This window comes from Bradyrhizobium sp. CCGB01, assembly GCF_024199795.1.
Classification (GTDB): Bacteria; Pseudomonadota; Alphaproteobacteria; order Rhizobiales; family Xanthobacteraceae; genus Bradyrhizobium.
Genome location: NZ_JANADK010000001.1, coordinates 3,625,884 through 3,649,901, shown reverse-complemented (window position 1 = coordinate 3,649,901; position 24,018 = coordinate 3,625,884). Strand labels below are relative to the sequence as shown.

The following is a 24,018-nucleotide window of genomic DNA, read 5'->3' as shown; positions in this document are numbered from 1 at the left end:
AAATCGAGAGGTTCCCATGGCTGCCGTTTATTCCGACCTCACCGGCAAGGTCGTTCTCGTCACCGGCGGCGCGTCGGGAATTGGCGCTGCGATCGTGCGGCGCTTTGCGCAGCAGAAATCCAATGTCGTGTTCTTCGACATCAAGGCCGAGGATGGGCAGCACCTGGAACGCGAGCTATCGGACCAAGGTCTCAGCGCGCATTTCATGCGCGTCGACGTGACCGATATCGCCGCGTTACGCACCGGCGTCGCGGAGGCGCGCAACGTGCACGGGGCGATCAGCATCCTCGTCAACAATGCCGCTCATGACGAACGGCACAGGACCGAGGAGATGACGCCGGAGTATTGGGACGACCGCATCGCGGTGAACCTGAAGCACCAGTTCTTTGCAGCCCAGGCCGTGTTGCCGGACATGAAGGCGGCGAACGCCGGCGCTATCATCAACTTCGGCTCGGTGTCCTGGATCGCCGGACAAGGCGGCATGGCCGCCTACACCGCCAGCAAATCAGGCGTGATCGGTCTCACACGCTCTCTGGCGCGCGACTACGGTCCCTACAATATCCGCGTGAACGCGATCGCGCCGGGATGGATCATGACTGAGCGCCAGCTCGAGAAATGGATGACGCCTCAGGGTGAGGTCGAGCTGATGCAACGGCAATGCCTGAAACGCAAGCTCATGCCCGACGAGGTCGCGAAGTTCACCGTCTTCCTCGCCTCCGACGAGGCCTCCGCCTGCACAGCTCAGCACTACATTGTCGATGGCGGCTGGGTCTGATGTAAGCGGCGACACCAACGCCTTTGTGCAGCGCTTCCGCAGCTTTTTTGGGTACCGCTCAACGCCCCTAAGAACGAGCGGCTCCGCACGGCGGCACGTCGAGGCGAACTGCAATGCCATTCAGATCAGGGTTCGGCGCCGGATAGAGCTTCATGACCATTGGATCGTGCCCGGGAACGATGTGGTCCACGTCAGGTGCCGCGGCGCGGAGCTTGTCAAAACCCGCCAGCATATCGCCGACATGAAACGCCGTCGTGAACGGGCGCTCGCTGGTCATGTTCTCGTAGAAATGGCTGACGTCGGAGGCGAGCACGACAGGGCCGCGGCGCGTGTTGACGCGGATGAACTGAAGACCGGCGGAATGCCCACCTGCCGCATGCACCGTCAGTCCGGGCGCAATCTCGGCGTCGCCGTCGTAGAACAGCACCCGGCGCGCATAGTTCAGCCGCACGATCCCGCAGACGTCCTCGACTTCGAACGAATGCGACAGTCTCGGATATTGCATGTAGCGCCCGGTGGCGTAGGCGAGCTCGCGCTCCTGGAGATGAAACCGCGCATTCGGAAACCGGTCGAAATTGCCGGCGTGGTCGTAGTGCAGATGCGTGAGGATCACATCCTTGATATCAGCGACGTCGACATCGAACGCGCGGAGCGTCTCCACCGGGCAGCGCAGGAATGTCCGCCTGCGCTGCTTTGCGATGTCGGCATTGAACCCGGTGTCGATGACAAAGGTGCGCCCGCCTCCCCTCGCCAGCCACATGAAATAATCCATCGGCATCGGCCCGTCATGCGGGTCGCCGCCGATGAAGTGCTCGCTCCGCTGCGCATCCCGCGTGGCGTAGCGGATGGCAAAGAGCTCGTATTCCGGGGCAGCCATCGGACACTCGCGCTCAAGAACCGGCCGCATCGACCTCGTTGAAAGCCTCGCGCGCATTGCGGAAGGCGTCGATGCCGGCGGGAACGCCGCAATAGACGGCGACCTGAAGCAGGATCTCCTTGATCTCCTCCTTGGTCAGCCCGTTCTTCAGGGCGCCCTTCACGTGCAGCTTCAGCTCGTGCGGCCGATTCAGCGCGCCGAGCATCGCCAGATTGACGATCGAGCGCGTGCGCCGGTCGACGCCGGGCCGCGTCCACAAGGCACCCCAGCAGAACTCCGTGGACCACTCCGCCATCGTGCGCGTGAACTCGTCGGCGCCGGCAATCGACTTGTTGACGTAATCCTCGCCGAGCACCTCCTTGCGAACCTTGAGGCCCTTTTCGAACAGTTCGGTCTTGCTCATGATCGTCCCTTTCCGGTCTTGAGAGATTCTAGTTGGAAGTTGTTCGGTGCGATGTCAGCGGGGGCCGCAGCGATTGCAGGAGACGGCCGACGTCATCCGCCGCATCGATGCGCCAGACTGTGTCGATGACACGGTCCGCATCCCAGTCGCTTCGACCGGTCCGCACGCCCTCGCGCAGCTTTTCCTCGAGGTCGCGGTCTCCGAGCGGCGCAGCCTGGCTGCCGCGCGGAGACATCACGGTCTCGGTGAGGACCTCGCCGGACGACAGGCGCAAGGTGACGCGCGCAGCACCATCCGGCATCTGGGCATCAAGCTCTGCTCTCACCTTCTGCCGCACCTTCGCGATATCGGGCCGGACCACGGTCTCTTGCGCGAACTCGGTCACGCCGGCCGCACCGAGCAGCAGCCCGCAGGCCACGCAATGATGGATGCTGACGCGCGCATCGCGCTCGTTGTTGACGGGGCGATCGCCGCGCGCAAGCAGCAGCGCCGAGCCCTGCACGGTCACCGACTCGATCTGATCGGTTCGCCGGCCAATCCGTTCGCGCAACAGCAGGCAGGCATCGATGACCGAATGGAACACGATGCCGGCGGGATAGGGCTTGTAGGTGTTCTTCGCGATCTCCCAGCTCTTGCCGAGACCGACGAACAGACGGGTAAGATCGGGCTCGTCGCCCATGGTGCGCGCCCAGCCGAGCGGCCCCTCGATGGCGCCCGGCGCCGCCTCGTAGCCCTGTTGCGCAAGCAGCGCGGCGAACAAGCCGTTGCGCGCCGCGTTGCCCACGCTGACATTCTTGGCGGCGCTCGGCAGGTTCTCGACATTGCCGGCCGACTGGCTCGCCGCGATCCCGATGGCGTTCGCTATCCCTTCCGCCGGCAGCTCCAATAGCTTCGCGCACGCCGCTGCCGCGCCAAAGATTCCGCAGGTCGAGGTGACGTGCCAGCCACGCGCGTAATGGCGCGGCGAGACCGCGTTGCCGATCCGGCATTCGACATCGACGCCGAGGATGAATGCCGTCAGCACCTCCCGCCCCGACAGCTTGCGCGCCTCCGCGAGCGCCAATATCGACGCAGCGACCGGCGCTGCGGGATGAATGATCGTCTCGGGATGCGTATCGTCGAAGTCGAGCAGATTGGCCGAGATCGCATTGAGAAACGAGGCGCACAGCGCATCCATCGGCTCCGCATGGCCGATGATTGTCGATGTCGCGGCGCCGCTGAACGGCGACAAGGTGCGCATCGCAGCCATGACCACTGGATCGCGTGCGGAGCCGAGCGCGGTCGCGAAGAAATTGAGGATCGATCGCCGCGCCTCGTGGCTCTGCGCCTCCACGTCCGCCCATGACGAGGACGCGACGAAATCAGCGAGCGTCTTGCTCACACTCGGAATTGGGGCTTGCGGCACGCGGGGCGTCTTCCTCATTTTCCCGGACCATATGACGATCCGCGGCAAACTGTCGACCCTAAATGTTATGCTTGACAGCTTGTCTGACAATCATAACAATCCCGGCCGTTGGCGCGGGATCCCGCTGCCACGACGACGGCGGCCGACGTGGCCGGCCGGCGAAAGCGTTTGACCAACGAGATCAAGAAGGCGCGCCCGTCACGGGATCGCGCGACAGGGAGTAGACGATGGCGGGAGAGATCCTCGGCGTAATCGGCACGGGCCGCATGGGCGGCCCCATGGCGGGGCGATTGATCGACGCGGGCTATTCGCTCGTCGTCTATGACACGCAGGCGGAGGCCACACAGCCGCTGGTCAAGCGCGGCGCGGAAGCCGGCAAATCGCCGGCCGACGTCGCCTCGCGCGCCGACATCGTGCTCGCGAGCCTGCCGACGCCCGACATCGTCAAGGCCGTCGCGCTCGGCCAGGACGGCATCAGCAGCGGCAACCGCGCCAAGATCGTGATTGATCTGTCGACCTCAGGCCCCGGCGCGGCGAAGCTCGTTGCGGAAGGCCTGAAGGCCAAGGGCATGACGCTGGTCGATGCGCCCGTCAGCGGCGGCATCAAGGGCGCCGTCAACGGCACGCTGGCGGTGATGGTGTCCTGTCCGCAGGCGACCTACGAGACCGTCCAGCCGATCCTGAAGAACTTCGGCAAGCTGTTTTACACCGGCGACAAGCCCGGCGTGGCGCAGACCGCCAAGCTCGCCAACAATCTGATGGCGGCAGCAGCGCTTGTCATCACCTCGGAAGCCGTCGCGATGGGCGTCAAGGGCGGCGTCAACGCAAAAGTGCTGATCGACATCATCAACGCCAGCAGCGGCCGCAACAGCGCCTCCGAAGACAAATTCCCCCGCGCGGTGCTGCCCGGCACGTTCGATTTCGGCTTCGCCACCGGCCTCTCCTACAAGGACGTCCGCCTCTGCGTGGACGAAGCCGAAGCGATGGGCGTGCCGATGGTCTGCGGCGCCGTGGTGCGGCAGATGCTCGCAATCACCAACGCCAAATACGGCGCAGCGTCCGACTTCACCTCGATCGCCAAAGTGCTCGAGGAGTGGGCCGGGGTCGAGATGCGCGGCTGATCGCGCACACCTTCAGGGAGAGCGATTGCGATGACGATCGGCCCGACCGGATCCGGCAAGCTATCGCTCGCGCGCCAGATGGCGCGGAGCGTGCTTGCGCTGGATCTCGGAGACTTCGGGCCCGACGTCGTCGCCAAGGCAAAACTCTGCCTGCTCGACTTCCTCTCCTGCGCGTTCGAGGCCGGTCATCATCCCTGGAGCCGCCAGGCGGTTGCGATCGCGCAAACCGGCGGCAGCACGACGATCATCGGGACATCGCAGCTCTCCTCGCCGGCCGATGCCGCCTTTGCGAATGCCGTGATGGGGCACGGCCTCGTCCGCGAAGACATGCATGCGGCCAGCATCGCACACCATGGCGTCGTGATCTGGCCCACTCTCCTCGCGCTATCGGAGCAGACGCCGCTGCACGGCGCGAGGCTGCTCACTTCTGCCGTCATTGGCTACGAGACCGGCGCGCGGATCGGCCGCGCGCTGCTGACCTCCGACCTTGCGCGGCTCTACCGCCCGACGGGTCTGGTGGCGCCGCCAGGCGCAGCGCTCGCGGGAAGCTTCGCGCTCGGCCTGTCCGAAGATGCCGCGACCAGTGCCATCGCGATCGCGGCCAATACGTCCAGCGGCCTCAACGAGTGGCCGCATGCCGGCGGCTCCGACATGTATTTCCATCCGGGCTTCGCCGCCAGCAACGCCATCAAGGCCATCGGTCTTGCGGCGGCCGGCGCCTTCGGCTCCGAAACGATCCTCGAGGGCGAAGCCGGCCTGTTCGCCGCCTATCGGCGCCAGGCTGCGCCCGACAGCATCGCGCTGTTCCCCGATGGCGAATGCGAGATCATGGCGGTCTACAACAAGCCGGTCCCCGCCTGCAATTTCGCGCAGACCGCGGTACAGGCCGCGCTCCGAGTCTCGCACGAGCTCGCCGGTGCCGACGACATCGAGCGCGTCGTCATTCGCGCGCCGGATGCCGCTGTTCGCTATCCGGGTTGCGATTCAGCAGGGCCCTATCGCAACGCCCTCCAGGCCAAGATGAGCATCCCGTTCAGTGTCGCGGCCACCCTGGTGTGCGGCGAGATCGAGGAAGAGAATTATGCCGAGCTCGATGATGCCGACATTATCCGCCTGGTTTCGGTGACGGACCTTCAAGCCGATGCCGGCTTTACCGCCGCCTTCCCGGCTAAGCAGGGCGCGGATGTGACCGTGCATCTGCGGGGCGGACGGACGATCCGGCACGCTTTGCCCGACGTCATCGCCGCGACGCCCTCAGACGTTCGCACGCGCTTCCGCGCCGCCGCCGGCCGCGTCCTCGGCGAGGACCGCGCGCGTCGGCTCGAGCAACTCATCGACGATTGCGAACAGCACGGCGATGCCGCTGTCATCGCAGCACAATGCCGTCTGGACGCGCCGGAACGAGCTTTACGATCGGCATCATAAGAAATGCCAAAGTGTACGGGGGAAACATGGTCGACCGGGAGACCAGCCTAGCAGCGCCACCGGCGCATGATCGTCGGCAAGCCAGCGCCATGCGGAGGCAGGGCTGATGGAAGGATTCTTTCAAGCGCTCGCCGCGGGCCTGCTGATCGGCGCCGTCTACGGCCTGATGTGCGTCGGGCTCGGCCTGATCTTCGGCGTCATGCGCGTCATCAACTTCGCCCATGGCGATTTCATGATGCTCGGCATGTACACCGCCTTCTATCTCTTCACCGCCGCCGGCATCCAGGCGCTGTTCGGCAATACAGTCGGGCCATTCGTCGCCATCCTGCTGGCCGGGCCCGTGCTCGCCGTGTTCGGCTATTTCGTCCATCTCGCGCTGATCTCGCACGTATCAGGGACGCGCACCGCCTCGCTCGAGGGCGAAGGCCATTACGCCCAGCTCATCCTCACGCTCGGCATCGCGCTGATCCTGCAGAACGGCGGCCTCATCGTGTTCGGCTCGGTGCTGGCCTCGATCCGCACGCCGCTGTCGAGCTCGGCCTGGGAGCTGGGTCCCTTCTTCGACATGAGCGTGTTCCTCAACAAGGCGCGCAGCATCGATGCGGTCGTTTCGCTGGCGATCATGATTCTCCTCGCGCTGCTGATCACGCGGACGCGGATCGGCAAGTCGCTGCGCGCCGCCGCCGACAATCCGACCGCGGCAACCTATATGGGCATCGACGTCGACCGCGCGCACCGCACCGCCTTCGCGCTCGGCTGCGGCATCACCGCGATCGCCGGCGGCCTGCTCGCCACCAATTATCCGTTCCATCCGTTCGTCGGCCTCGAATACGTCATCGTCATGTATGCCGGCGTCGTGCTCGGCGGCATGGGCAGCATCATCGGCGCGTTCTGGGGCGGCATGACGATCGGCCTCGTCCAGCAGATGTCGACGCTGATCCTGCCGACGCAGTTGCAGAACGCCGCGATCTTCGCGGTCTTCCTCCTCATCATCTTCTTCCGCCCGCAAGGCTTCTTCGGGCGCATGGTCGAGAGGACGTGACCATGCTCCGGATGCGATCCTTTCTTCCTCCCCTGCTCTTCACGCTCGCCTACGCCGGGATCTCGCTCGGCGTCACCAACTCCTACTACCAGCTGATCCTGACGCTGGTGCCGGTGTGGGCGGTGTTCGGCCTGTCCTGGAATCTGCTCAGCGGCTACACTGGCCTGATCTCGTTCGGCCACGCCGCTTTCTTCGGCATCGGCGCCTATGCGACCGCGCTCGGGCAGATCTATTTCAACATTTCGCCCTGGCTGTTGATCCCGGTCGCCGCCCTGCTCGGCGGTATCGCCGGCCTCTTGATCGGATTTCCGACCTTTCGCCTGCAGGGCCACTACTTTGCCCTCGCGATGCTCGCCTACCCGCTCGCCATTCTCTACGTGTTCGAGTGGCTCGGCTTTCAGGAGGTGACGCTCCCGATCAAGCGCGACGCGCCGATCGCCTTCATGCAGTTCTCCGATCCCCACATCTATACGCTGCTGGGGCTCGCCATCATGCTGGCCACCATCGTGCTGACGCAATTGATCGAGCGCTCGCGCTTCGGCATGGCGCTGCTCGCGATCAAGCAGAACGAGGCCGCGGCTGAAGCGGCCGGGATCAACACGCTGGCCTGGAAGCTGCGCGCGATCACGCTGAGCGGGGCAATCGCCGCCGCCATCGGCGGGTTCTACGCGCAGGTGCTGCTGGTCGTGACCCCGGCATCGGTGTTCGGCATGCTGGTCTCGGCGCAGGCGCTGACGGTTGCGATGTTCGGCGGCGTCGGCACCGTCTGGGGCCCGGTCATCGGCTCGGTGATCCTGATTCCGCTCGCCGAGATCCTGCACGCCGAAGCCGGCGCGCGCATCCCCGGCATCCAGGGCGTCATCTTCGGCCTTGCCATCGTCTGCGTCATCCTGTTGGCGCCCGAAGGTCTGTTCTGGAAATTGCGCGATCTTATGCGCAAACGGCTCGCGCCGAAGTCGGTCGACGGCGGCGTCCCCGAAGCATCGACCGCCAACGTCACGGCGCTGAAGCCCGCCGCGCGACAACGTGCAGCCACCGGCGACGTCGTGCTCGAGGTCCGCAACCTCTCGCGCTCCTTCGGCGGCCTCAAGGCCGTGCAGGACGTCAGCTTCAAGCTGCACAAGAACGAGATCCTCGGCATCATCGGCCCCAACGGCGCGGGCAAGACCACGCTGTTCAACCTGCTCAACGGCTTCCTGAAGCCGAGCCAGGGCGAGGTTCTGATCGACGGCCGCAACATGTCCGGGCAGCGGCCGCACGTGATCTGCGAGGCCGGCATTGGCCGCACCTTCCAGGTCATGCGTCCGTTCCTGCGCATGTCGATCCTCGACAACGTCGTGGTCGGCGCCTATGTCCGCGCCCGCTCCGACGAGGAGGCGCGCAAGCTGGCCGCCGACGCGGTCGCTCGTGTCGGGCTCTCCGCGGTGGCGGATCGTGTCGCCGGCGAGCTCTCGACCAAGGAATTGCGCCTGATGGAGCTGGCGCGCGCGATCGCCGGCCAACCGCGCATCCTGCTGCTTGACGAGACGCTCGCGGGCCTCGGCCACGGAGAGGCCGACGAGGTCGTCGCCGTGATCCAGCAGCTCGCACGCGACGGCATGACCATCGCCATCATCGAGCACACCATGCAGGCGATGGTCCGGCTGGTCGACAGCTTCCTCGTGCTCGACCACGGCGCCGTCATCACCGAGGGCCTGCCGGAGGTCGTGACGCGCGACAGCCGTGTGATCGAGGCCTATCTCGGCAAGAAGTGGGTGGGCCATGCTGCGAATTGAGGGATTGAGCGCGGGCTATTCGGCCAAGCCCGTCCTGAACGACGTGTCGATCAATGTAGGCGCGGGCCAGTTCGTTGCGATCGTCGGGCCCAATGGCGCCGGCAAGACCACGCTGTTCAAGACGATCTCCGGCATCGTGAAGCCGAGCGGCGGAGGAATTACGTTCGACGGCGTCGATCTCCTCGCGGTGCCGCCGCCACAGCGCGCGCATCTGGGCATCGCCCACGTCCCCGAGGGCCGCCAGGTCTTCCCGTCGCTGACCGTGATGGAGAATCTGGAAATGGGCGCGATGACCGAAAGCGGCCGGCGCGACTGGCAGGCCAATATCGAGCGCATCTTCGAATGGCTGCCGGTGCTGAAGGAGCGCCGCAATCAATTCGCCGGCACGATGTCCGGCGGCCAGCAACAGATGCTCGCGATCGGCCGCGGCCTCGCCTCCTCGCCCAAACTGCTGATGCTGGACGAGCCATCGATGGGGCTCGCGCCCTCGACCGCGGATTTCATCTTCGAGCGCCTGATCGAGATCCGCCGCCAGTCCGGCCTGACCATGCTGCTGGTCGAGCAGCGCGTCGCGGAAGCGCTGGAATCCGCCGACCACGGCTACGTCCTCGAAGCCGGACACGTCGTGCTCGAAGGCAACAACGACACGCTGCGCGCCGACGACCGCGTGCGCAAGGCCTATCTCGGCATGTGACGAACAGAAAAAACAAAGACCAGGGAGAGAACAAAATGAACAAGACATCGAAGGGGCTGACGCGCCGGACCGTGCTGTCCGGCGCCGCCGCCGTGGGCCTTGCCGGCGTGGCCCGCGCACAGGCCCCGGCCGAGATCAAGGTCGGGCTGATCGTCCCGCTGTCGGGCATCTACACGCGTCCGGGCCAGGTGATGAAGATGGGCGCCGAGATGGGCATCGAGCATATCAACGCGCAAGGCGGCATCAAGGCGCTCGGCGGCGCCAAGCTGAAGCTGGTCGTGATCGACTGCGGCGATACCACTGAGAAGGCCAAGAACGCGGCGCAGCGCATGGTGGCGCAGGAGCCCGATTTGGTCGCCGCCACCGGCTCCTATCTCTCCTCCTTCACCCTCGCCGTTACCGAGGTGACCGAGCGCGCCAACCTGCCCATGCTCACCCTCTCCTACTCCGACCTCATCACCGAGCGCGGATTCAAGTACGTGTTCCAGACCGCGGCCACCGCGGGCTCGCAGGCGAAGCAGGCGTTGCCCCAACTCATCAAGCTGGCGGAGACGGCCTCCGGCAAGCGGCCGAAGACGGTCGCGATCCTGACCGATAACACGGGTGCCTCGATCGCTTCCGCAAAAGCGATGCGCGAGGGCCTGCTGGCGGAGAACCAGCTGCAGCTGATCGTCGACGAAACGTTCACGCCGCCGCTGGCGGACGCGACATCGCTGGTGCAGAAGATCCGTTCGGCAAAGCCCGACCTGCTCTTCTTCCTGCCGACGGTGATCTCGGACGCAAAACTGCTGCTCGAGAAGATGAACGAGTTCGGCCTCGGCCAGGGCAAGGTCCCGACCATCTCGTTCGGCATCGCGATCGCCGAGCCGGACATGCTGCAGACCGTCAGCCCCGAGCTGCTCCAGGGCGTGCTGACCTGCGTCGCAAGCTGGGGCGCCAAGGGACACGAGGCCCTGATCGCCGAATTGAAGACCCGCTACAAGGAGCCGTGGATGACGCAGAACGCGATCTCCACCTATGGGGACATGTGGGTGATCAAGGACGCGCTGGAGAAGGCCGGCAAGGCCGACCGTGTCGCCGTGGGCGAAGCGCTGCGCACCATGGATGCCGGCCCCTCGAAATACTATCCGCTGGGCGAGATCAAGTTCGACGAGAAAGGCCGCCGCGTCGGCGCCGGCATGACCATCGTGCAATGGCAATCCGGCGTGCCGGTGACGGTGTTCCCACCGCAGCTCGCGCTGGCACAGCCGTTCTGGCCGAAGAATTGACGCCCGCAAATAAAGGAAGACAGCATGGACAAGGCAACCTACGATCGCGGTCTCGAAATCCGCAAAAGCGTGCTCGGCAACGAGTTCGTGGACAAGGCGATCGCATCCGCGGACGAATTCAATCGCCCGATGCAGGACCTCACGACGGAATATTGCTGGGGCTACGTCTGGGGCCGCGAAGGCCTGACACGCAAGACCCGCAGCTTCCTCAATCTGGCGATGCTCTGCGCACTCAACCGGCCGCACGAATTGAAGACGCATGTCCGCGGCGCGCTCGCCAACGGCGCGACCCGCGAGGAGATCCGCGAGGTCTTCATGCAAGTCGCGATCTATTGCGGCGTGCCGGCGGGCGTCGATGCCTTCCGGAATGCGAAGGAAGTCTTCGCCGAGCTCGACAAGACATAGCGGAGCGCCTGGCGATGAAGGGCAAATGGGCACTCGTGACCGGCGCGACCGCAGGCCTTGGCTTTGCCGTCGCGGAAGGGCTCGCCGGCGCGGGCGCCAACATTGTCCTTCACGATCTCGTCGCGCCGAAGCAGGCCGCGGATGATCTTCGCGCCCGCTTCGGCGTGGAGGTTATCGCGGCCGGTACCGATCTCGCCCAGCGCGAGGCGATCGAGACCATGATCGCCGACCTGCTCGACCGCTGCGGTGCCATCGACATTCTCGTCAACAACGCCGTTGTCCGGCATTTTTCGCCGATCGAGCAGTTTCCGCCCGATCGCTGGGAGGAGGCGCTGGCCATCAATCTTTCCGCGCCGTTCCACCTGATCCGCCTGGCGCTGCCGGCCATGAAGCAGAGCGGCTGGGGCCGCATCATCAACATGGGCTCGATCTATTCGAGCCGCGCCGTCGAGGACCGCATCGACTACGTCACCACAAAGACGGCAATCCTCGGGATCACTCGTGCGGTGGCCATCGAGACGGCACGCAGCGGCATTACCTGCAACACGCTTTGCCCCGGTACTCTGCCGACGCCCGCCATCCTGAACAAGATCGCGACGATCGCATCGAACAGCGGCCGTCCGGCCGATGACGTGACCCGCGAGTATCTCGGCGAGCGCCAGCCGACGCAGCGCTTCGTCGAAATGGATGCCGTCGCCGCCCTGGTCGTCTTTCTCTGTGGCCCCGCCGCGAACGACATCACCGGAGCCAGCCTGCCGATCGACGGCGGCTGGTCGGTCGCATGAGAGCAATGGAATGGGAGTGCTGCGATGACTGAACAATCGGGCCAGACCGTCGTGCTGACGGGCGCCGCCGGCGGCATGGGACGCGCCATCACCAAGGCGTTGCTGGAGAGCGGCCGCCGCGTCGTGCTGGTCGATCGCGACGCCAAAGCCCTCCAGGAGTTGGCCGCAACGGCGGGCGCCGCAGTGTTTCCGATTCAGCTCGACATCAGCGACGCCTCGGCTGTGGATGGTCTGCCGGATGCAATTCCAGGTCATTTCAAACCGGTCGACATTCTCATCAACAATGCCGGACACGATATTGGCGGACGGACCCGCTTCGACCTTGGTTCCGCGGACGACTGGTCCAACATCATCCAGACCAATCTGATCGGCCTGATGCGCGTCACCCGCGCGATCCTGCCCGGCATGGTCCAGCGCAACTCCGGCCATGTCGTCAACATCAGCTCCATCAACGCGGTCCGTATTGTCCCGGATATGGCGGCCTACAGCACCAGCAAGGCGGGCGTGCACATGTTCACGGAGACCCTCCGCGGTGAGCTCGCGGACACCGCGATCCGGGTGACCGAGCTCCAGCCCGGCCTGACCCGGACCAACATCATCCTGACCCGCTACCGCGGCGATACGCAGAAGGAAAAGGACTATTTCGACCAGTTCAGGATGGCGCTCGAGCCGGCCGATATCGCTCGCTCGATCGTCTTCGCCCTTGACCAGCCCCCGCACGTTCAAATTGCCGAAATGATGATTCTGCCTGTAAACCGGTACTGACTTTTCCCAACCAGGGCCCGGACATGGAAAGACGTAGCGAATTGCAGTCGACACTCCGCATCGAGGACGTCCCGACCGTCCGGGCGATGGTCGCGCAAAAGCTGCGCGAGGCTATCATGTCCGGAACGCTGAAGCCGGGCCAACGCCTCGTCGAGCGCGAGCTCTGCGAGATGATGGGCGTCAGCCGCCCCTCGATCCGTGAAGCACTGCGTGCCCTCGAAGCCGACGGCCTCGTCAACATCGTCCCGCACCGCGGCCCGGTGGTCTCCACGATCAGCCTGGAGGAAGCCCGGCAGCTCTATGCGGCACGCGCGGTCCTCGAAGGCTTCGCTGGCCGCGAGTGCGCCAGGCTCCACGACCCGGAAGTGGCCCGGCGGATCGGGGAAGCCCTGACGCGGCTGAAGGCGGCCGCGGCCAAGCAGGATCTCGTCGGCAGCCTCGAAGCCAAGACCGACTTCTACGCCGCGCTGATCGGCGGCTGCCGCAACGCCTTCATCGAGCGCATGCTCAAGCCGCTGCACGACCGCATTCAGCTGCTGCGGATCACGTCGATGTCGCAGCCGAAACGGATCAACAAGAGCCTGCGCGAGGTCACCGCGATCTGGCGTGCGATCCAGAACGGCGATCCAGACCTCGCCGAGCGCTGCTGCGTCGATCACATCAACGCGGCTGCGGTGGCCGCGCTCGACATGATTGAACGAAACGCCGCCAAGGAGGCGACGCCCTCCGACGACTAGAAAAACAAGAATTCAGGGAGTGTTCGATGTTGTCTCTCGTACGATCGCTGATCCTGTGTCTCCTGCTCTCGCCCTGTGGCGCGGCTCTCGCAGACGACTACCCTGCCCGCCCGGTCACGCTGATCGTGCCCTTCTCCGCCGGCGGTCCCGGCGACGTCATCGCGCGTATTCTCGGCAACGCCATGAGCGCGACGCTGAAGCAGTCCATCGTCATCGAGAATGTGGTCGGTGCCGGCGGCACGCTCGGTACCAACCGCGTCGCCAAGGCCGCGCCTGATGGCTACACTCTCCTCCTGATGCATGTCGGCCAGGCCACGGCGCCCGCGCTCTACGCCAAGCTGCCGTTCGACCCCGTCGGCGACTTCGCCATGATCGGGCTCGTGACGGACGTTCCGATGATCCTCGTGGCGCGGCCGAATTTTCCGGCCAGGGATCTCGGCGAGATGATCGCGCGCATCCGCAGCGAGGGCGACAAGATGACTTTTGGCAACGTCGGTCTCGGCTCGGCCTCGCAGCTCTGCGGCCTGATGTTCATGAGCGCGACCGACACCAAGCTCACGCCGATCTACTACAAGGGCGGCGGGCCGGCGCTGAACGACGTCATCGCCGGCCATATCGACGTCTACTGCGATCCCGCGACCGGGCCGACGCCCTACATCCAGTCCAACACGATCAAGGGCTACGCGATCACCAGCAAGAAGCGCGTGGCGACGCTACCCAATGTGCCGACCTCGGCCGAGGCCGGCGTTCCCGCATTCGATGTCACGACCTGGTACGGCCTCTACGCGCCGCGCGGCACGCCGAAGCCGGTGGTCGACCAGCTCGTCGGTGCGCTGCAGACAGCCCTGAAGGATCCCGCCCTGATCAGCCGCTTCGCCGAGCTCAGCATGGCTCCGGTCGAAGCCGAGCGCGCGACCCCGGAAGCCCTCGAAGCCTTCCTGAAGGCTGAGATCGGCAAGTGGGGGCGGATTATCAAAGCGGCTGGAATCGAGCCGCAATAGAGGTCGGCGCCAGGGCGCAGCGAGCTTGGCTGTCATTCGTCCAGCAGCTCAAAAAACTCCTCGATCCGGTCAAACGGGTCATCGTGGCCGCGGGCGGCGTAGACGACGCGATCGCCGTCGCGTTGCAGTGATCGCGCCTTGGATTTCCGCAAGCGACCGGGGAGGAATGTCGCGGCGGCAGCCTCCGGCCCGACATCGAGCCTGACGATGCCGCGCCGCTTGCAATCGATCCTGAGTCTGGCGGCTGCGAAGAAATCGCGCGCCTCCGGCGGGAGCTTGCCGAAACGCCGCGAGGTCTCCTCCTCCAGATCTTCCAGATCGTCGTCGCTCCGGCATCTGGCGGCGCGGCCATAGATCTCGAGCCGCACCGCGTCCGATTGCACGTAGCCTTCGGGCAGCATATCGCCGACCGGCAGGTTCAGATCGGGCACCCACAGGAAGGCGCCGGAATCGTTGATCCGTTCCGAGGCGAGCTTCAGCAGATGACTGTAGAGCACCGGGCCGAACACCTGCACGTGCCCCGACTGCTGCTCGGAGAACAGATCGCCAGCGCCCCTAAGATCCAGGTCGCGCTCGCTGATGGCGAAGCCGGCGCCGGGCTTGCTGAACTCCTCGAGCACGGCCAGACGTTTCTCGGACTGCGCCGAGGCCGACTCCGTCAGCAGATAGGCGAAGGCGCGCGTTCCGCCGCGTCCTACCCGCCCCCTGAGCTGATGGAGCTGAGCGAGACCGAATTTTTCGGGCCAGCACACAACGATGGTGTTCGCGCGCGGAATGTCGAGACCGCTTTCCACGATGTTGGTCGCCAGCAGCACGTCCGCCTCGCCGTCGACGAAGCTCATCATGCGGTCGTCGAGCTCGTCGACAGGCATCTTGCCGTGAAGACAGACGATACGGAGATCGGGAGCGAGCGCCTGCACGCGCGCCAGCATCGGCTCCAGATCCTGGATGCGCGGGCAGATCAGAAAACTCTGGCCGTGCCGCCGCCGCTCGCGCAGCAATGCGCCGGCAATGGCCGCATCCGAAAGCGGCGCGATCTTGGTCACGATCGGAAGCCGGTGAACCGGCGGCGTTGCGATCACGCTGAGATCGCGGAAGCCCGCAAGCCCCGCCGCGAGCGTCCGCGGGATCGGCGTCGCGCTCATCCAGAGCGTATGGGCATTCTTTGCCAAGCCTGAAAGCTTCGCTTTCTCTGCCGCTCCAAAATGCTGTTCCTCGTCGATGATGACGAGGCCGAGATCGGCGAACTTCACGTCCTTTGCAGAAAGCGCCTGCGTGCCGACCACGACTTTCATCCGGCCGCTTCGCAAGCCCTCTTTGGTCTCTCGCGTCTCCGGACCCGAGGTGGCCCGCGACAGGCTTCCGACTTCGATCCCGAGAGGTCCGAAGCGTTTGCGGAAGGTTTCGACATGCTGCCGCGCCAGCACGGTTGTCGGCACCGCAATCGCCACCTGTTTTCCAGATAGCGCCACGGCCGCCGCCGCACGCAACGCCACCTCGGTCTTGCCAAACCCCACATCGCCGCAGACGACTCTATCCATGGGATGACCTGCCCCGAGATCATCGAGCACGTCCTGAATGGCCTTGGCCTGGTCGACCGTCGTGAAATAGGGGAAGCGCGCGACGAACCTTTCATAGAGCGGACCTGGCGCGACCAGCTTGGGTGCGCGGCGGCGGTGGCGCTGGCTGATGTGTTTTGCGAGCGCCTTGGCGGCGGTTTGAATTTCAGCCTCGGCCTCGGTTCGCCGCGCCCACCACGTGCTGCCATCCGCCTTGTCGCGCGCCAGCTTGCCGGGCTCGGCCGCATACGGCCATATCAAGGCAAGATCGGCCGGAGGCACGAGAACGGCGTTGTCGCCGGCGAATGCCAGCCTGACCATCTCGCGCCGCACCCCCTTCCCCATGGCGAAGGTCTGCAAGCCGTCGAGCAAAGCGAGCCCGCGCTGCAAATGAACCACCGCAGCGCCACGCTCCGGCACGTCAGGATGATCGAACGCAGCGGTCCAGCTCCGCGCCATCGGCTGCGGATGATGGGCCCTGCTGCCGAGCACGTCGGACGCGGTCACGATGACCAGAGGCTTGCGGCCCGTTCCGACGAAGCCGGCATCGAAGTCGGCCAGGAACGCCGTCTCGCGATCCCGTCCCTCCGTTGCCTCGCTCCAATCGGCGCAGCGCTCCGCCTTGATCCCGCTCATCCGCTCCATCGCGCGTAGGTCGTCCTCGATGGCCGCGACGAACAAAAGCCGCGATCCGGCGCGTTGCATATCGTCAATAAATGCGCGCAGGATCTTTCTTGGCGAAGCGGCCTTGGAGAAATCCGGTGTCTGCGTAAAGGCCGATTTCTGCGGCAACACGGTCATGCGCTTCTTCAGCCGCTTCCACTCGTCCCGGCCGAGATACTCGCGCTCTGCATCCCTGCGGCCGGCCGCCTCCTCGATGGTGCCCAGCCAGCTATCGGCATGGCCGAGCACGCCGGCATCCACAATCCACCGCGCGCGATCGCAATAGTCCGGCAGGGTCGCCCGCTGCCCGCGTTTGCCCCCGAGCGCAATCTGTTCGGACATCGGATCGATCAGCAGCTCCTTCGTCTCGAACACGACCTCATGCTCGATCGGATCGACGGCGACGATTTTGCGGATAGTCCCATCGGAATGCTCGATCCTGAACGGACTGAGTGCGCCGGCGGGAAACACCTCGAACGTCTTGCCGTGGAACAGGACGCCGCCGGGATATTCCGCCTCTTCGTCGAGGTCGTAGCCGAGCGCTTCCAGACGGCCCTCCAGTTCGGCTTCCGAAAAGGCTCCGCCCACCTTCAGGCTGAGGCTGGTCTTCGACCAGCTCGCCGGCAGCGGCAGCCGCTCCATGATGGCTTCTGCTGTCGACACGAGGAAGACCGGCTTCTTCGTCCTGGCAAGCCGCCGGAGCACCGAGCTGCGTCGCCCAGCGATCTCGCGCGACGGCTCAAGCCCATCGAACGGCAGATTGTTCAGCCGCGGGAACACCAGCACGTCGACCGACGGGTCGAGCGCGTGGATCACGCCGCCCAGCCGCTCCGCCCTGTTCTCGTCGTCGCAGAGGAAGACAAGGCCGTCGCGGCCAGACTTCTCCCACTGCTCGCGCAGATGCAGCGCAAGCATGCCGAGCGGCGATGCGGACGAGACCGTGGAACGCGATGAGCTCTTGCTTTTTACGCTCTTGCTTTTCGAGCTCTTGCTCTTTGTCTTTTTCGCGCCGGTCGTGGCCCGGGCTTTCCTGGTGGGCGCCAATGTGTATCCAACTTTGTTTCGCAAATAGAGGCGCGCGTCGACGAGCCCTCCCGTAGAGCTCGGTCGATAACGCAAATCGGGCCTAGGCGCCCAAGGACGTCATTACAATTTTGCGATTGCGTTGAAAAGCAGGGACACGGGCCCAAACGACCGGCGTGCACGCCCAAATTAAGGCCTATTGCAGGACCTTCGGCAGCACCACGACCACGTCGACGCTCTGCCCGAGGACCTGCGTCGCAACCACTGCGAGGTGATGCGAGAACTCATCCTCGATCTCGGCCGCGCAATCTTCATCCCTGGCAATCGCGAACAGCAGATTGCCGTCGACTTCGTCGAATCGGATGCCGGCGAAGATGCGATCGAACGTCTCGGCGCCCGCGATGAACGCGATTCGCGCCTGGATGGCCTGGTCTTCGATGAGGGAGAGCTTCATCATAAACGGGAACATGGGGGTGCCCCCGCCAAATACAAGAGCGGACGCGCGCTGGCGCGGCCTGCGGGGCGAACTATATTCACAGTATCCTCCCGCCTGACACGCACGCCCTTGAGGAAGTTTTTGTATCTCTTTCTGCTGCTGATCCTCGTGCCGATCGGGCTGTCGGCCGGGCGCTATTATGTGTTTGGCGACGGCCGCGGCAATTGGCAGACGGCGGATCGCTCGAGCGCCGGCCTGCTGCCGCCGGCGTCCGCCAATCCGGAGGCGCTGATCCGGGTCTTTGCCGCGCGCACGGTGCGGTGGCGCAGCATTTTCGCGGTCCACACCTGGATCGTCGTCAAGGAGAAAGGTGCCGACACCTATAGCCGATACGACTACACGGCGTGGGGCGACCCGATCCGCAGCAACGGATTTGCGCCCGACGGCCGCTGGTTCGGCGCCATGCCCGAGACCGTCGTGGCGGTCGACGGCGCCACGGCTGAAGAGCTGATCCCAAAAATCCGCCGCGTCATCGAGACCTACAAGTTCCGCGCCTATGGCGATTACAGCGCCTGGCCCGGACCGAATTCCAACACCTTCGTGCAGGCGACGCTGGACGCCGTTCCCGAGCTTCGCGCCGTTCTGCCACCCACAGCGGTCGGCAAGGACTATCCGTACAGCGGTCGCTGGGCCGGCATCACGCCTTCGGGCACCGGCCTCTACGCCTCGCTGTCGGGATACCTCGGCATGACGGTGGGCTGGGTCGAAGGGATCGAGATCAATTTCCTCGGCGCCGTGCTCGGCGTCGACATCCGTCGGCCGGCGCTCAAGCTCCCCGGCATCGGCCGCCTCGGCGTTGCGGCAGGCCTATAGAGCGGCCGGCAAGAACCTCGCCAAACAAAAATCTGGAAAACAACCCCATGCACAGTAGAACCGCTCCTCGCCGGTTGCTGGCGGTGGCGCGGCTTAAGTCGATCTGAGGTTTAGCTAAATCGTTCGGCAGGCGCAGAGCGCGAGTCCCCTCCCCCGGCGACGCAATTTCGGCCGTCCAACGCGGCTGATTTGCTCAGGCTCCGGCCGGTTTGACCTGTCGGGCAAAACACTGGCAGAATTGCATCATAGCGGTCATGCCAGCCAACCTGATCCCGGAGCGATCATGACTGGCTGACGCGCGCCTAGCTCCCCAGCGCCGGAATGTTCTCGCGAAAGATGATCTCGCTGCGCGGTGCCTCGATGCCGTGCATGGCGCTGCGGCCCGCGCGCAGGTTGTCGAAGATCCCGACACAGCTCATCATCGTGTTGAGCTGACTTTGGGTGATGACGGCATCCATGGTGCCATCGAGCAGAAAGCTGCGCGTGTCCGAGGTCAGGCCATGACCGATGAAGACCACGTCGCGCTCCCGGTTCGCTTCCTTCAGGGCCCGGGCGACACCGTCGGCGGCGCCGCCGATGTTGTAGATTCCGGCAAGATCGGGATGCTGGCTGAGCAGCATGCGTGTCTGGCGATAGTTGCGGTCGGCATCATCGTGGCCTTCGCGCAGGCCCACGACCTTGATCGAAGGGAACAGTTCTTCGAAGACGTGCAGGAAGCCCATTTCGCGCTCTTCATGCGCGCGATAGCTGCGGCTGCCCGCGATCATCGCGACCTTGGCCGCACGCTCGCCCAGAAAGCGCGCGATCAGATAGCCCGCGGTGCGCCCGATCGAGCGATTGTCCAGTCCGATATAGGCCGCGCGGCGCGCGTTCAGGATATCCGAGATCAGCGTCACCGTCGGCACGCCATGCTCCGCCAGCCTGTCGACGGTTTCCCTCACGACCGGATGTTCGAGCGCCATGAAGGCGATGCCGTCGGCCTTGTCGCGGGAGCGCCAGAGCTGGCGTGCCAGCAGATCGGGATTGAAGCTCTTGATGGTGTCGACCTGGCAATGGACGTTGAAGGGAGCGAGCCGGCCGTCGGAATGCGCGATCAACTGCCCCAGCGTGGACAGGAAGCGGTTGGTGCCCGCAGGCAGCAGGAACAGCAGCCGCATCGGCTTGGGCCGCATCGCCGCCAGCAGATTCTCGGCCGGCATGTAGTCGAGCTCGGACGCCGCGGCGAGCACGCGCTGCTGCGTCATCGCCCGCACACCGGGCCTGCGATTCAGAACGCGGTCAACCGTCGCCGTGGAGACGCCGGCACGGCGCGCCACGTCGACGATGCGGCTCAGCGAAGGGGTGACCGGTTTGTCCATCTCAGCGACCAAACGTCAGATACATCAAAAACCATCATCATTATCGTTTGACACCGTAGCGCGAAGCCGCAATTTTCGCACCAACATTGTCTCAGAAACATCAAATAACATCAAATCGTCATTGGAGGAGAAGCCCATGCCCCTGACCCGCCGGCGCGCCCTGCAAGCCCTGTCCGCCCTTTCCGCGGCGGGTCTTATCGGCGGCCTCTCCCGCCCGGCCCGGGCGGCCGAGTTTTCGCTGAAATACGGCAACAACCTGCCGCTGACGCATCCCCTCAACATCCGCGCCCAGGAAGCCGCCGACCGCATCGCCAAGGAAAGCAATGGCCGGGTCGAGATCGTCATCTTCCCCAACAACCAGCTCGGCGGCGACACCGACATGCTCGCCCAGGTGCGCAGCGGCGCGCTGAACTTCTTCACGCCCTCCGCGCTCGTGGTCGCGACCCTGGTGCCCGTCGCCGCGATCAACGCGGTCGGCTTTGCATTTGCCGATTACGATCAGGTCTGGAAAGCGTTGGACGGCGGGCTTGGCGCGCATGTCCGTGCCGCCATGGCCAAGGTCGGCCTCCATACGTTCGAGAAGATGTGGGACAACGGCTTCCGCCAGATCACCAGCGGCGCCAAGCCGATCGAGAGCGCCAAGGACATGGACGGGCTCAAGATCCGCGTGCCCGTGAGCCCGCTCAGCATCTCCATGTTCAAGGCGCTGTCGTCCTCGCCGACCAGCCTGCAATTCAGCGAGGTCTATTCGTCGCTCCAGACCCGTATTGTGGACGCGCAGGAAAATCCGCTGCCGATCATCCAGGTGGCGAAGCTCTACGAGGTGCAGAAATACTGCGCCATCAGTAACCACATCTGGGACGGCTTCTGGTTCATCGCCAACGCCCGCGCCTTCAACGCCCTTCCCGCCGATCTCAGGACCATCGTCAGCAACGCCATCAACGACGCCGGCGTGAAGCAGCGCGAGGACATCAAGGCGTTCAATGCGACGGTGCAAGCCGATCTCCAGAGCAAGGGAATGAACTTCACAAAGCCTTCGCCCGACTCGTTCCGCGCAAAGCTGCGCGACGGCGGCTTCTACGGCGAATGGAAGGGCCGCTTCGGCGACGAGACCTGGGCGCTGCTCGAAGGCGCCGTCGGCAAGCTGGCCTGAGCGCGATGACAATCGCCGAACATCAGATGACGGACTATCTGGAGGCGGCCGCGCACCCTGCCTCCAATGCGGGCTCCCGTAGGTCAGCGAGCGCCTTCGGCACCGTCGACCGCTGGCTCGGTGCGGTGGTCGAGACCGTCGCGGCCGGCCTCGTGCTGGCCGAAATCGGCATCATGCTCGCCGGCGTCGTCATGCGCTACGTCTTCCACAACCCGCTGATCTGGTCGGACGAGCTGGCCTCGATCCTGTTTCTCTGGCTCTCGATGCTGGGCGCGGTGATCGCGCTGCGCCGGGGCGAGCATATGCGCATGACCGGGCTCGTCAGCCATGTCGGCCCGGGCGTGCGCGCCTTTCTCGACGCGATCGCAGCCGTGGCGCCGCTGGCCTTGCTGGCGCTGATCCTGCATCCCGCCTTCGACTATGCGAGCGAGGAGCAAATCATCGTCACCCCGGCGCTGGAGATCAGCAATGCCTGGCGCGCAGCCGCAATTCCCGTCGGGATGACGCTGATGACCGTCGTCGCCGCGATCCGGCTCGCGACGCATCACCGCCCCGCGCTGATCGCCGCGGCTTTCATCACCGCCGCGATCCTGATTGCCGCATTCTGGCTTGCCGGACCGCTTCTCGCCCCGCTCGGACGCTACAACCTCATCATCTTCTTCGTCGGCGTCGTCGCAGCCAACGTGTTCGCCGGCGTGCCGATCGCCTTCTCCTTTGCGCTCGCGACCTTCGGCTACCTGGCGCTGACCACGAGCGTTCCGATGATGGTGATGGTCGGCCGTCTCGATGAAGGGATGTCGCATTTGATCCTGCTCGCGGTGCCGCTGTTCATTTTCCTCGGCGCACTGATCGAGATGACCGGCATGGCGCGGGCCATGATCCAGTTCCTGGCGAGCCTGCTCGGGCATGTCAGGGGCGGGCTGTCCTATGTGCTGATCGGCGCCATGTACCTGGTCTCCGGTATCTCCGGCTCGAAGATCGCCGACATGGCTGCGATCGCCCCGGTGCTGCTGCCGGAGATGCAGCGACGCGGCGCCAAGCCCGGCGACCTCGTCGCGCTGCTGTCGGCCACCGGCGCGCAGACCGAGACCATTCCGCCGAGCATCGTGCTGATCACCATCGGCTCCGTGACAGGTGTCTCGATTGCCGCGCTGTTCACGGGCGGGCTGCTGCCGGCCCTGGTCGTCGGCACGGCGCTCTGCGTGGTCGTCTGGCATCGCTACCGGCACGAGGATCTGAGCCACGTGCGGCGCGCCTCGAAGCGCGAGATCGCAAAACTCATGATGGTCGCCCTGCCCGCCATCCTGCTGCCCTTCGTGATCCGCACGGCGGTGGTCGAAGGTGTTGCCACCGCCACGGAGGTTTCGACCATCGGCATCGCCTACGCGGTGCTGATGGGCCTTCTGGTCTACCGCCAGTTTCCCTGGCGGCGGCTGAAAGCCATGCTGGTCGAGACGGCGTCCCTGACGGGCGCGATCATCTTCATCATCGGCTGCGCCACGGCGATGGCCTGGGGCCTGACGCAATCCGGCTTCTCGCAGCAACTGGCGAAGGCGATGGCAGCGATCCCGGGCGGCTCCTACGGCTTCCTCGCGATTTCCATCGTTGCTTTCGTCGTGCTCGGCAGCGTGCTCGAAGGCATTCCGGCCATCGTGTTGTTCGGCCCATTGCTGTTTCCGATCGCCAAGCAGGCCGGCGTGCATGAAGTGCACTATGCGATGGTCGTGATCCTGGCGATGGGCATCGGCCTGTTCGCGCCGCCCTTCGGCGTCGGCTATTACGGCGCCTGCGCCATCAGCAAGATATCACCGGACGAAGGCCTCAAGCACATCTGGGGCTATGTCGCCGCGCTCTTTATCGGCCTCGCCATCGTCGCAGCCGTTCCGTGGCTGTCGATCGGCTTCCTCAAATTCTGAAGACAATGGGAATCATGCAATGAGCCGTTTTTTTGGCGAGATCCGGCAAGCCGGTTACGTCGTTGACGACATCGAAAAGGCCATGGACTATTGGAGCCGCGAACTCGGCATCGGGCCGTGGTTCTACAATCCGCGCGTTCCGATCGTGAACTACCATTACCGCGGCAAGGCCTACGAGCCGCACAATTCGGTGGCATTGGCGAATTCGGGACCGCTGCAAATGGAGCTGATCCAGATCCGCAACGACGTGCCGTCGATGTACGCCGATTTCCTGAAAGCGGGAAACAAGGGCTTGCAACACGTCGCTTACTGGACCGAAGATTACGACGCCGATCTCTCCCGCCTCGAGGCCGAGGGTTTCAAGCCGGTCATGAGCGGCGAAGTCGGCGCGCGCGGGCGTTTCGTCTATTTCGATACGGAATATCATCCGGGAACGGTGATCGAATTGTCTGAAGTCGCGGGGCCCAAGGGCAAGATGTTCGACCTGATCCGCGCAGCCGCCAAGGACTGGGACGGGCGCGACCCCGTGCGGCCCTTCCCCGATCTCACCAAGCTCTAG

The 24,018-nt window shown here is 64.9% G+C and carries 23 protein-coding genes; 17 read left to right on the top strand and 6 right to left on the bottom strand.

What is annotated here, in order from left to right; all coding sequences use genetic code 11:
- Positions 1 to 16: 16 nt before the first annotated feature.
- The gene (locus NLM25_RS16565) at positions 17 to 775 is read left to right on the top strand and encodes an SDR family NAD(P)-dependent oxidoreductase (protein ID WP_254117975.1); all 759 of its coding nucleotides are present in this window, start codon (positions 17 to 19) and stop codon (positions 773 to 775) included.
- 67 nt (positions 776 to 842) lie between these two features.
- Here the strand turns inward: NLM25_RS16565 and NLM25_RS16560 are convergent, their stop codons facing one another.
- Genes NLM25_RS16560 through NLM25_RS16550 form a run of 3 tightly spaced genes read right to left on the bottom strand, consistent with a single transcriptional unit; the run spans position 843 to position 3,478 of the window.
- Positions 843 to 1,652: an N-acyl homoserine lactonase family protein gene (locus NLM25_RS16560; protein ID WP_254137666.1), complete on the bottom strand. Its 810-nt coding sequence runs from the start codon at positions 1,650 to 1,652 to the stop codon at positions 843 to 845.
- 13 nt (positions 1,653 to 1,665) lie between these two features.
- Complete coding sequence (locus NLM25_RS16555; protein WP_008557256.1) at positions 1,666 to 2,055, bottom strand: carboxymuconolactone decarboxylase family protein; 390 nt, start codon at positions 2,053 to 2,055, stop codon at positions 1,666 to 1,668.
- A 28-nt stretch (positions 2,056 to 2,083) separates the two neighbouring features.
- Positions 2,084 to 3,478 carry an MmgE/PrpD family protein gene (locus tag NLM25_RS16550; protein WP_254137665.1) on the bottom strand — a complete coding sequence of 465 codons (1,395 nt, stop codon included), beginning with the start codon at positions 3,476 to 3,478 and terminating at the stop codon, positions 2,084 to 2,086.
- A 209-nt stretch (positions 3,479 to 3,687) separates the two neighbouring features.
- Here NLM25_RS16550 and NLM25_RS16545 point away from each other — a divergent pair, with 209 nt between their 5' ends.
- The 11 genes from NLM25_RS16545 to NLM25_RS16495 all read left to right on the top strand — a co-directional run bounded on the left by NLM25_RS16545 (position 3,688) and on the right by NLM25_RS16495 (position 14,478).
- On the top strand, positions 3,688 to 4,581 hold the full coding sequence (locus tag NLM25_RS16545) for an NAD(P)-dependent oxidoreductase (RefSeq protein ID WP_254137664.1): 894 nt from the start codon (positions 3,688 to 3,690) through the stop codon (positions 4,579 to 4,581).
- A 30-nt stretch (positions 4,582 to 4,611) separates the two neighbouring features.
- Positions 4,612 to 6,006 (top strand): MmgE/PrpD family protein, encoded by a 1,395-nt coding sequence (locus NLM25_RS16540; protein ID WP_254137663.1) that lies wholly within the window; start codon positions 4,612 to 4,614, stop codon positions 6,004 to 6,006.
- Positions 6,007 to 6,112: 106 nt separating this feature from the next.
- Positions 6,113 to 7,048 (top strand): branched-chain amino acid ABC transporter permease, encoded by a 936-nt coding sequence (locus tag NLM25_RS16535; RefSeq protein WP_254117970.1) that lies wholly within the window; start codon positions 6,113 to 6,115, stop codon positions 7,046 to 7,048.
- Between the two features lie 2 nt (positions 7,049 to 7,050).
- The gene (locus NLM25_RS16530; RefSeq protein WP_254137662.1) at positions 7,051 to 8,823 is read left to right on the top strand and encodes an ATP-binding cassette domain-containing protein; all 1,773 of its coding nucleotides are present in this window, start codon (positions 7,051 to 7,053) and stop codon (positions 8,821 to 8,823) included.
- Positions 8,810 to 9,517 (top strand): ABC transporter ATP-binding protein, encoded by a 708-nt coding sequence (locus NLM25_RS16525; RefSeq protein ID WP_254137661.1) that lies wholly within the window; start codon positions 8,810 to 8,812, stop codon positions 9,515 to 9,517. The genes NLM25_RS16530 and NLM25_RS16525 overlap by 14 nt, the downstream gene beginning before the upstream one ends.
- A gap of 35 nt (positions 9,518 to 9,552) precedes the next feature.
- Positions 9,553 to 10,785: an ABC transporter substrate-binding protein gene (locus NLM25_RS16520; RefSeq protein WP_254137660.1), complete on the top strand. Its 1,233-nt coding sequence runs from the start codon at positions 9,553 to 9,555 to the stop codon at positions 10,783 to 10,785.
- A 24-nt stretch (positions 10,786 to 10,809) separates the two neighbouring features.
- Positions 10,810 to 11,190 (top strand): carboxymuconolactone decarboxylase family protein, encoded by a 381-nt coding sequence (locus NLM25_RS16515; RefSeq protein ID WP_097658866.1) that lies wholly within the window; start codon positions 10,810 to 10,812, stop codon positions 11,188 to 11,190.
- A gap of 14 nt (positions 11,191 to 11,204) precedes the next feature.
- Positions 11,205 to 11,975, top strand: coding sequence for an SDR family oxidoreductase (locus NLM25_RS16510; RefSeq protein ID WP_254137659.1), 771 nt, complete (start codon positions 11,205 to 11,207; stop codon positions 11,973 to 11,975).
- A 24-nt stretch (positions 11,976 to 11,999) separates the two neighbouring features.
- Positions 12,000 to 12,740: an SDR family oxidoreductase gene (locus NLM25_RS16505; protein ID WP_254137658.1), complete on the top strand. Its 741-nt coding sequence runs from the start codon at positions 12,000 to 12,002 to the stop codon at positions 12,738 to 12,740.
- A gap of 23 nt (positions 12,741 to 12,763) precedes the next feature.
- Positions 12,764 to 13,477, top strand: coding sequence for a GntR family transcriptional regulator (locus NLM25_RS16500; RefSeq protein WP_254117963.1), 714 nt, complete (start codon positions 12,764 to 12,766; stop codon positions 13,475 to 13,477).
- A gap of 26 nt (positions 13,478 to 13,503) precedes the next feature.
- Positions 13,504 to 14,478 (top strand): tripartite tricarboxylate transporter substrate-binding protein, encoded by a 975-nt coding sequence (locus NLM25_RS16495; protein ID WP_254137657.1) that lies wholly within the window; start codon positions 13,504 to 13,506, stop codon positions 14,476 to 14,478.
- A 32-nt stretch (positions 14,479 to 14,510) separates the two neighbouring features.
- Here NLM25_RS16495 and NLM25_RS16490 read toward each other — a convergent pair whose 3' ends face one another.
- Positions 14,511 to 17,615, bottom strand: coding sequence for a DEAD/DEAH box helicase (locus NLM25_RS16490; protein ID WP_254137656.1), 3,105 nt, complete (start codon positions 17,613 to 17,615; stop codon positions 14,511 to 14,513).
- Here NLM25_RS16490 and NLM25_RS16485 point away from each other — a divergent pair.
- Entirely contained in the window at positions 17,614 to 17,772 is a 159-nt protein-coding gene (locus tag NLM25_RS16485; RefSeq protein WP_254137655.1) for a hypothetical protein, read from the top strand. The genes NLM25_RS16490 and NLM25_RS16485 overlap by 2 nt on opposite strands.
- 147 nt (positions 17,773 to 17,919) lie before the next feature.
- Here the strand turns inward: NLM25_RS16485 and NLM25_RS16480 are convergent, their stop codons facing one another.
- The gene (locus tag NLM25_RS16480; protein ID WP_254124248.1) at positions 17,920 to 18,180 is read right to left on the bottom strand and encodes a hypothetical protein; all 261 of its coding nucleotides are present in this window, start codon (positions 18,178 to 18,180) and stop codon (positions 17,920 to 17,922) included.
- 120 nt (positions 18,181 to 18,300) lie between these two features.
- On the opposite strand from NLM25_RS16480, the gene NLM25_RS16475 reads away from it, so the two are divergent.
- Positions 18,301 to 19,032: a DUF3750 domain-containing protein gene (locus NLM25_RS16475; protein WP_254141196.1), complete on the top strand. Its 732-nt coding sequence runs from the start codon at positions 18,301 to 18,303 to the stop codon at positions 19,030 to 19,032.
- A gap of 302 nt (positions 19,033 to 19,334) precedes the next feature.
- On the opposite strand, the gene NLM25_RS16470 is transcribed toward NLM25_RS16475, so the two are convergent.
- Positions 19,335 to 20,390 carry a LacI family DNA-binding transcriptional regulator gene (locus tag NLM25_RS16470; RefSeq protein WP_254117958.1) on the bottom strand — a complete coding sequence of 352 codons (1,056 nt, stop codon included), beginning with the start codon at positions 20,388 to 20,390 and terminating at the stop codon, positions 19,335 to 19,337.
- 136 nt (positions 20,391 to 20,526) lie between these two features.
- Here NLM25_RS16470 and NLM25_RS16465 point away from each other — a divergent pair, with 136 nt between their 5' ends.
- The 3 genes from NLM25_RS16465 to NLM25_RS16455 are packed head-to-tail and all read left to right on the top strand — an operon-like array spanning position 20,527 to position 24,018.
- Positions 20,527 to 21,543 (top strand): TRAP transporter substrate-binding protein, encoded by a 1,017-nt coding sequence (locus NLM25_RS16465; RefSeq protein ID WP_254137654.1) that lies wholly within the window; start codon positions 20,527 to 20,529, stop codon positions 21,541 to 21,543.
- 26 nt (positions 21,544 to 21,569) lie between these two features.
- Positions 21,570 to 23,459 carry a TRAP transporter large permease subunit gene (locus NLM25_RS16460; protein ID WP_254137653.1) on the top strand — a complete coding sequence of 630 codons (1,890 nt, stop codon included), beginning with the start codon at positions 21,570 to 21,572 and terminating at the stop codon, positions 23,457 to 23,459.
- A 19-nt stretch (positions 23,460 to 23,478) separates the two neighbouring features.
- Positions 23,479 to 24,018 carry a VOC family protein gene (locus tag NLM25_RS16455; RefSeq protein ID WP_254117955.1) on the top strand — a complete coding sequence of 180 codons (540 nt, stop codon included), beginning with the start codon at positions 23,479 to 23,481 and terminating at the stop codon, positions 24,016 to 24,018.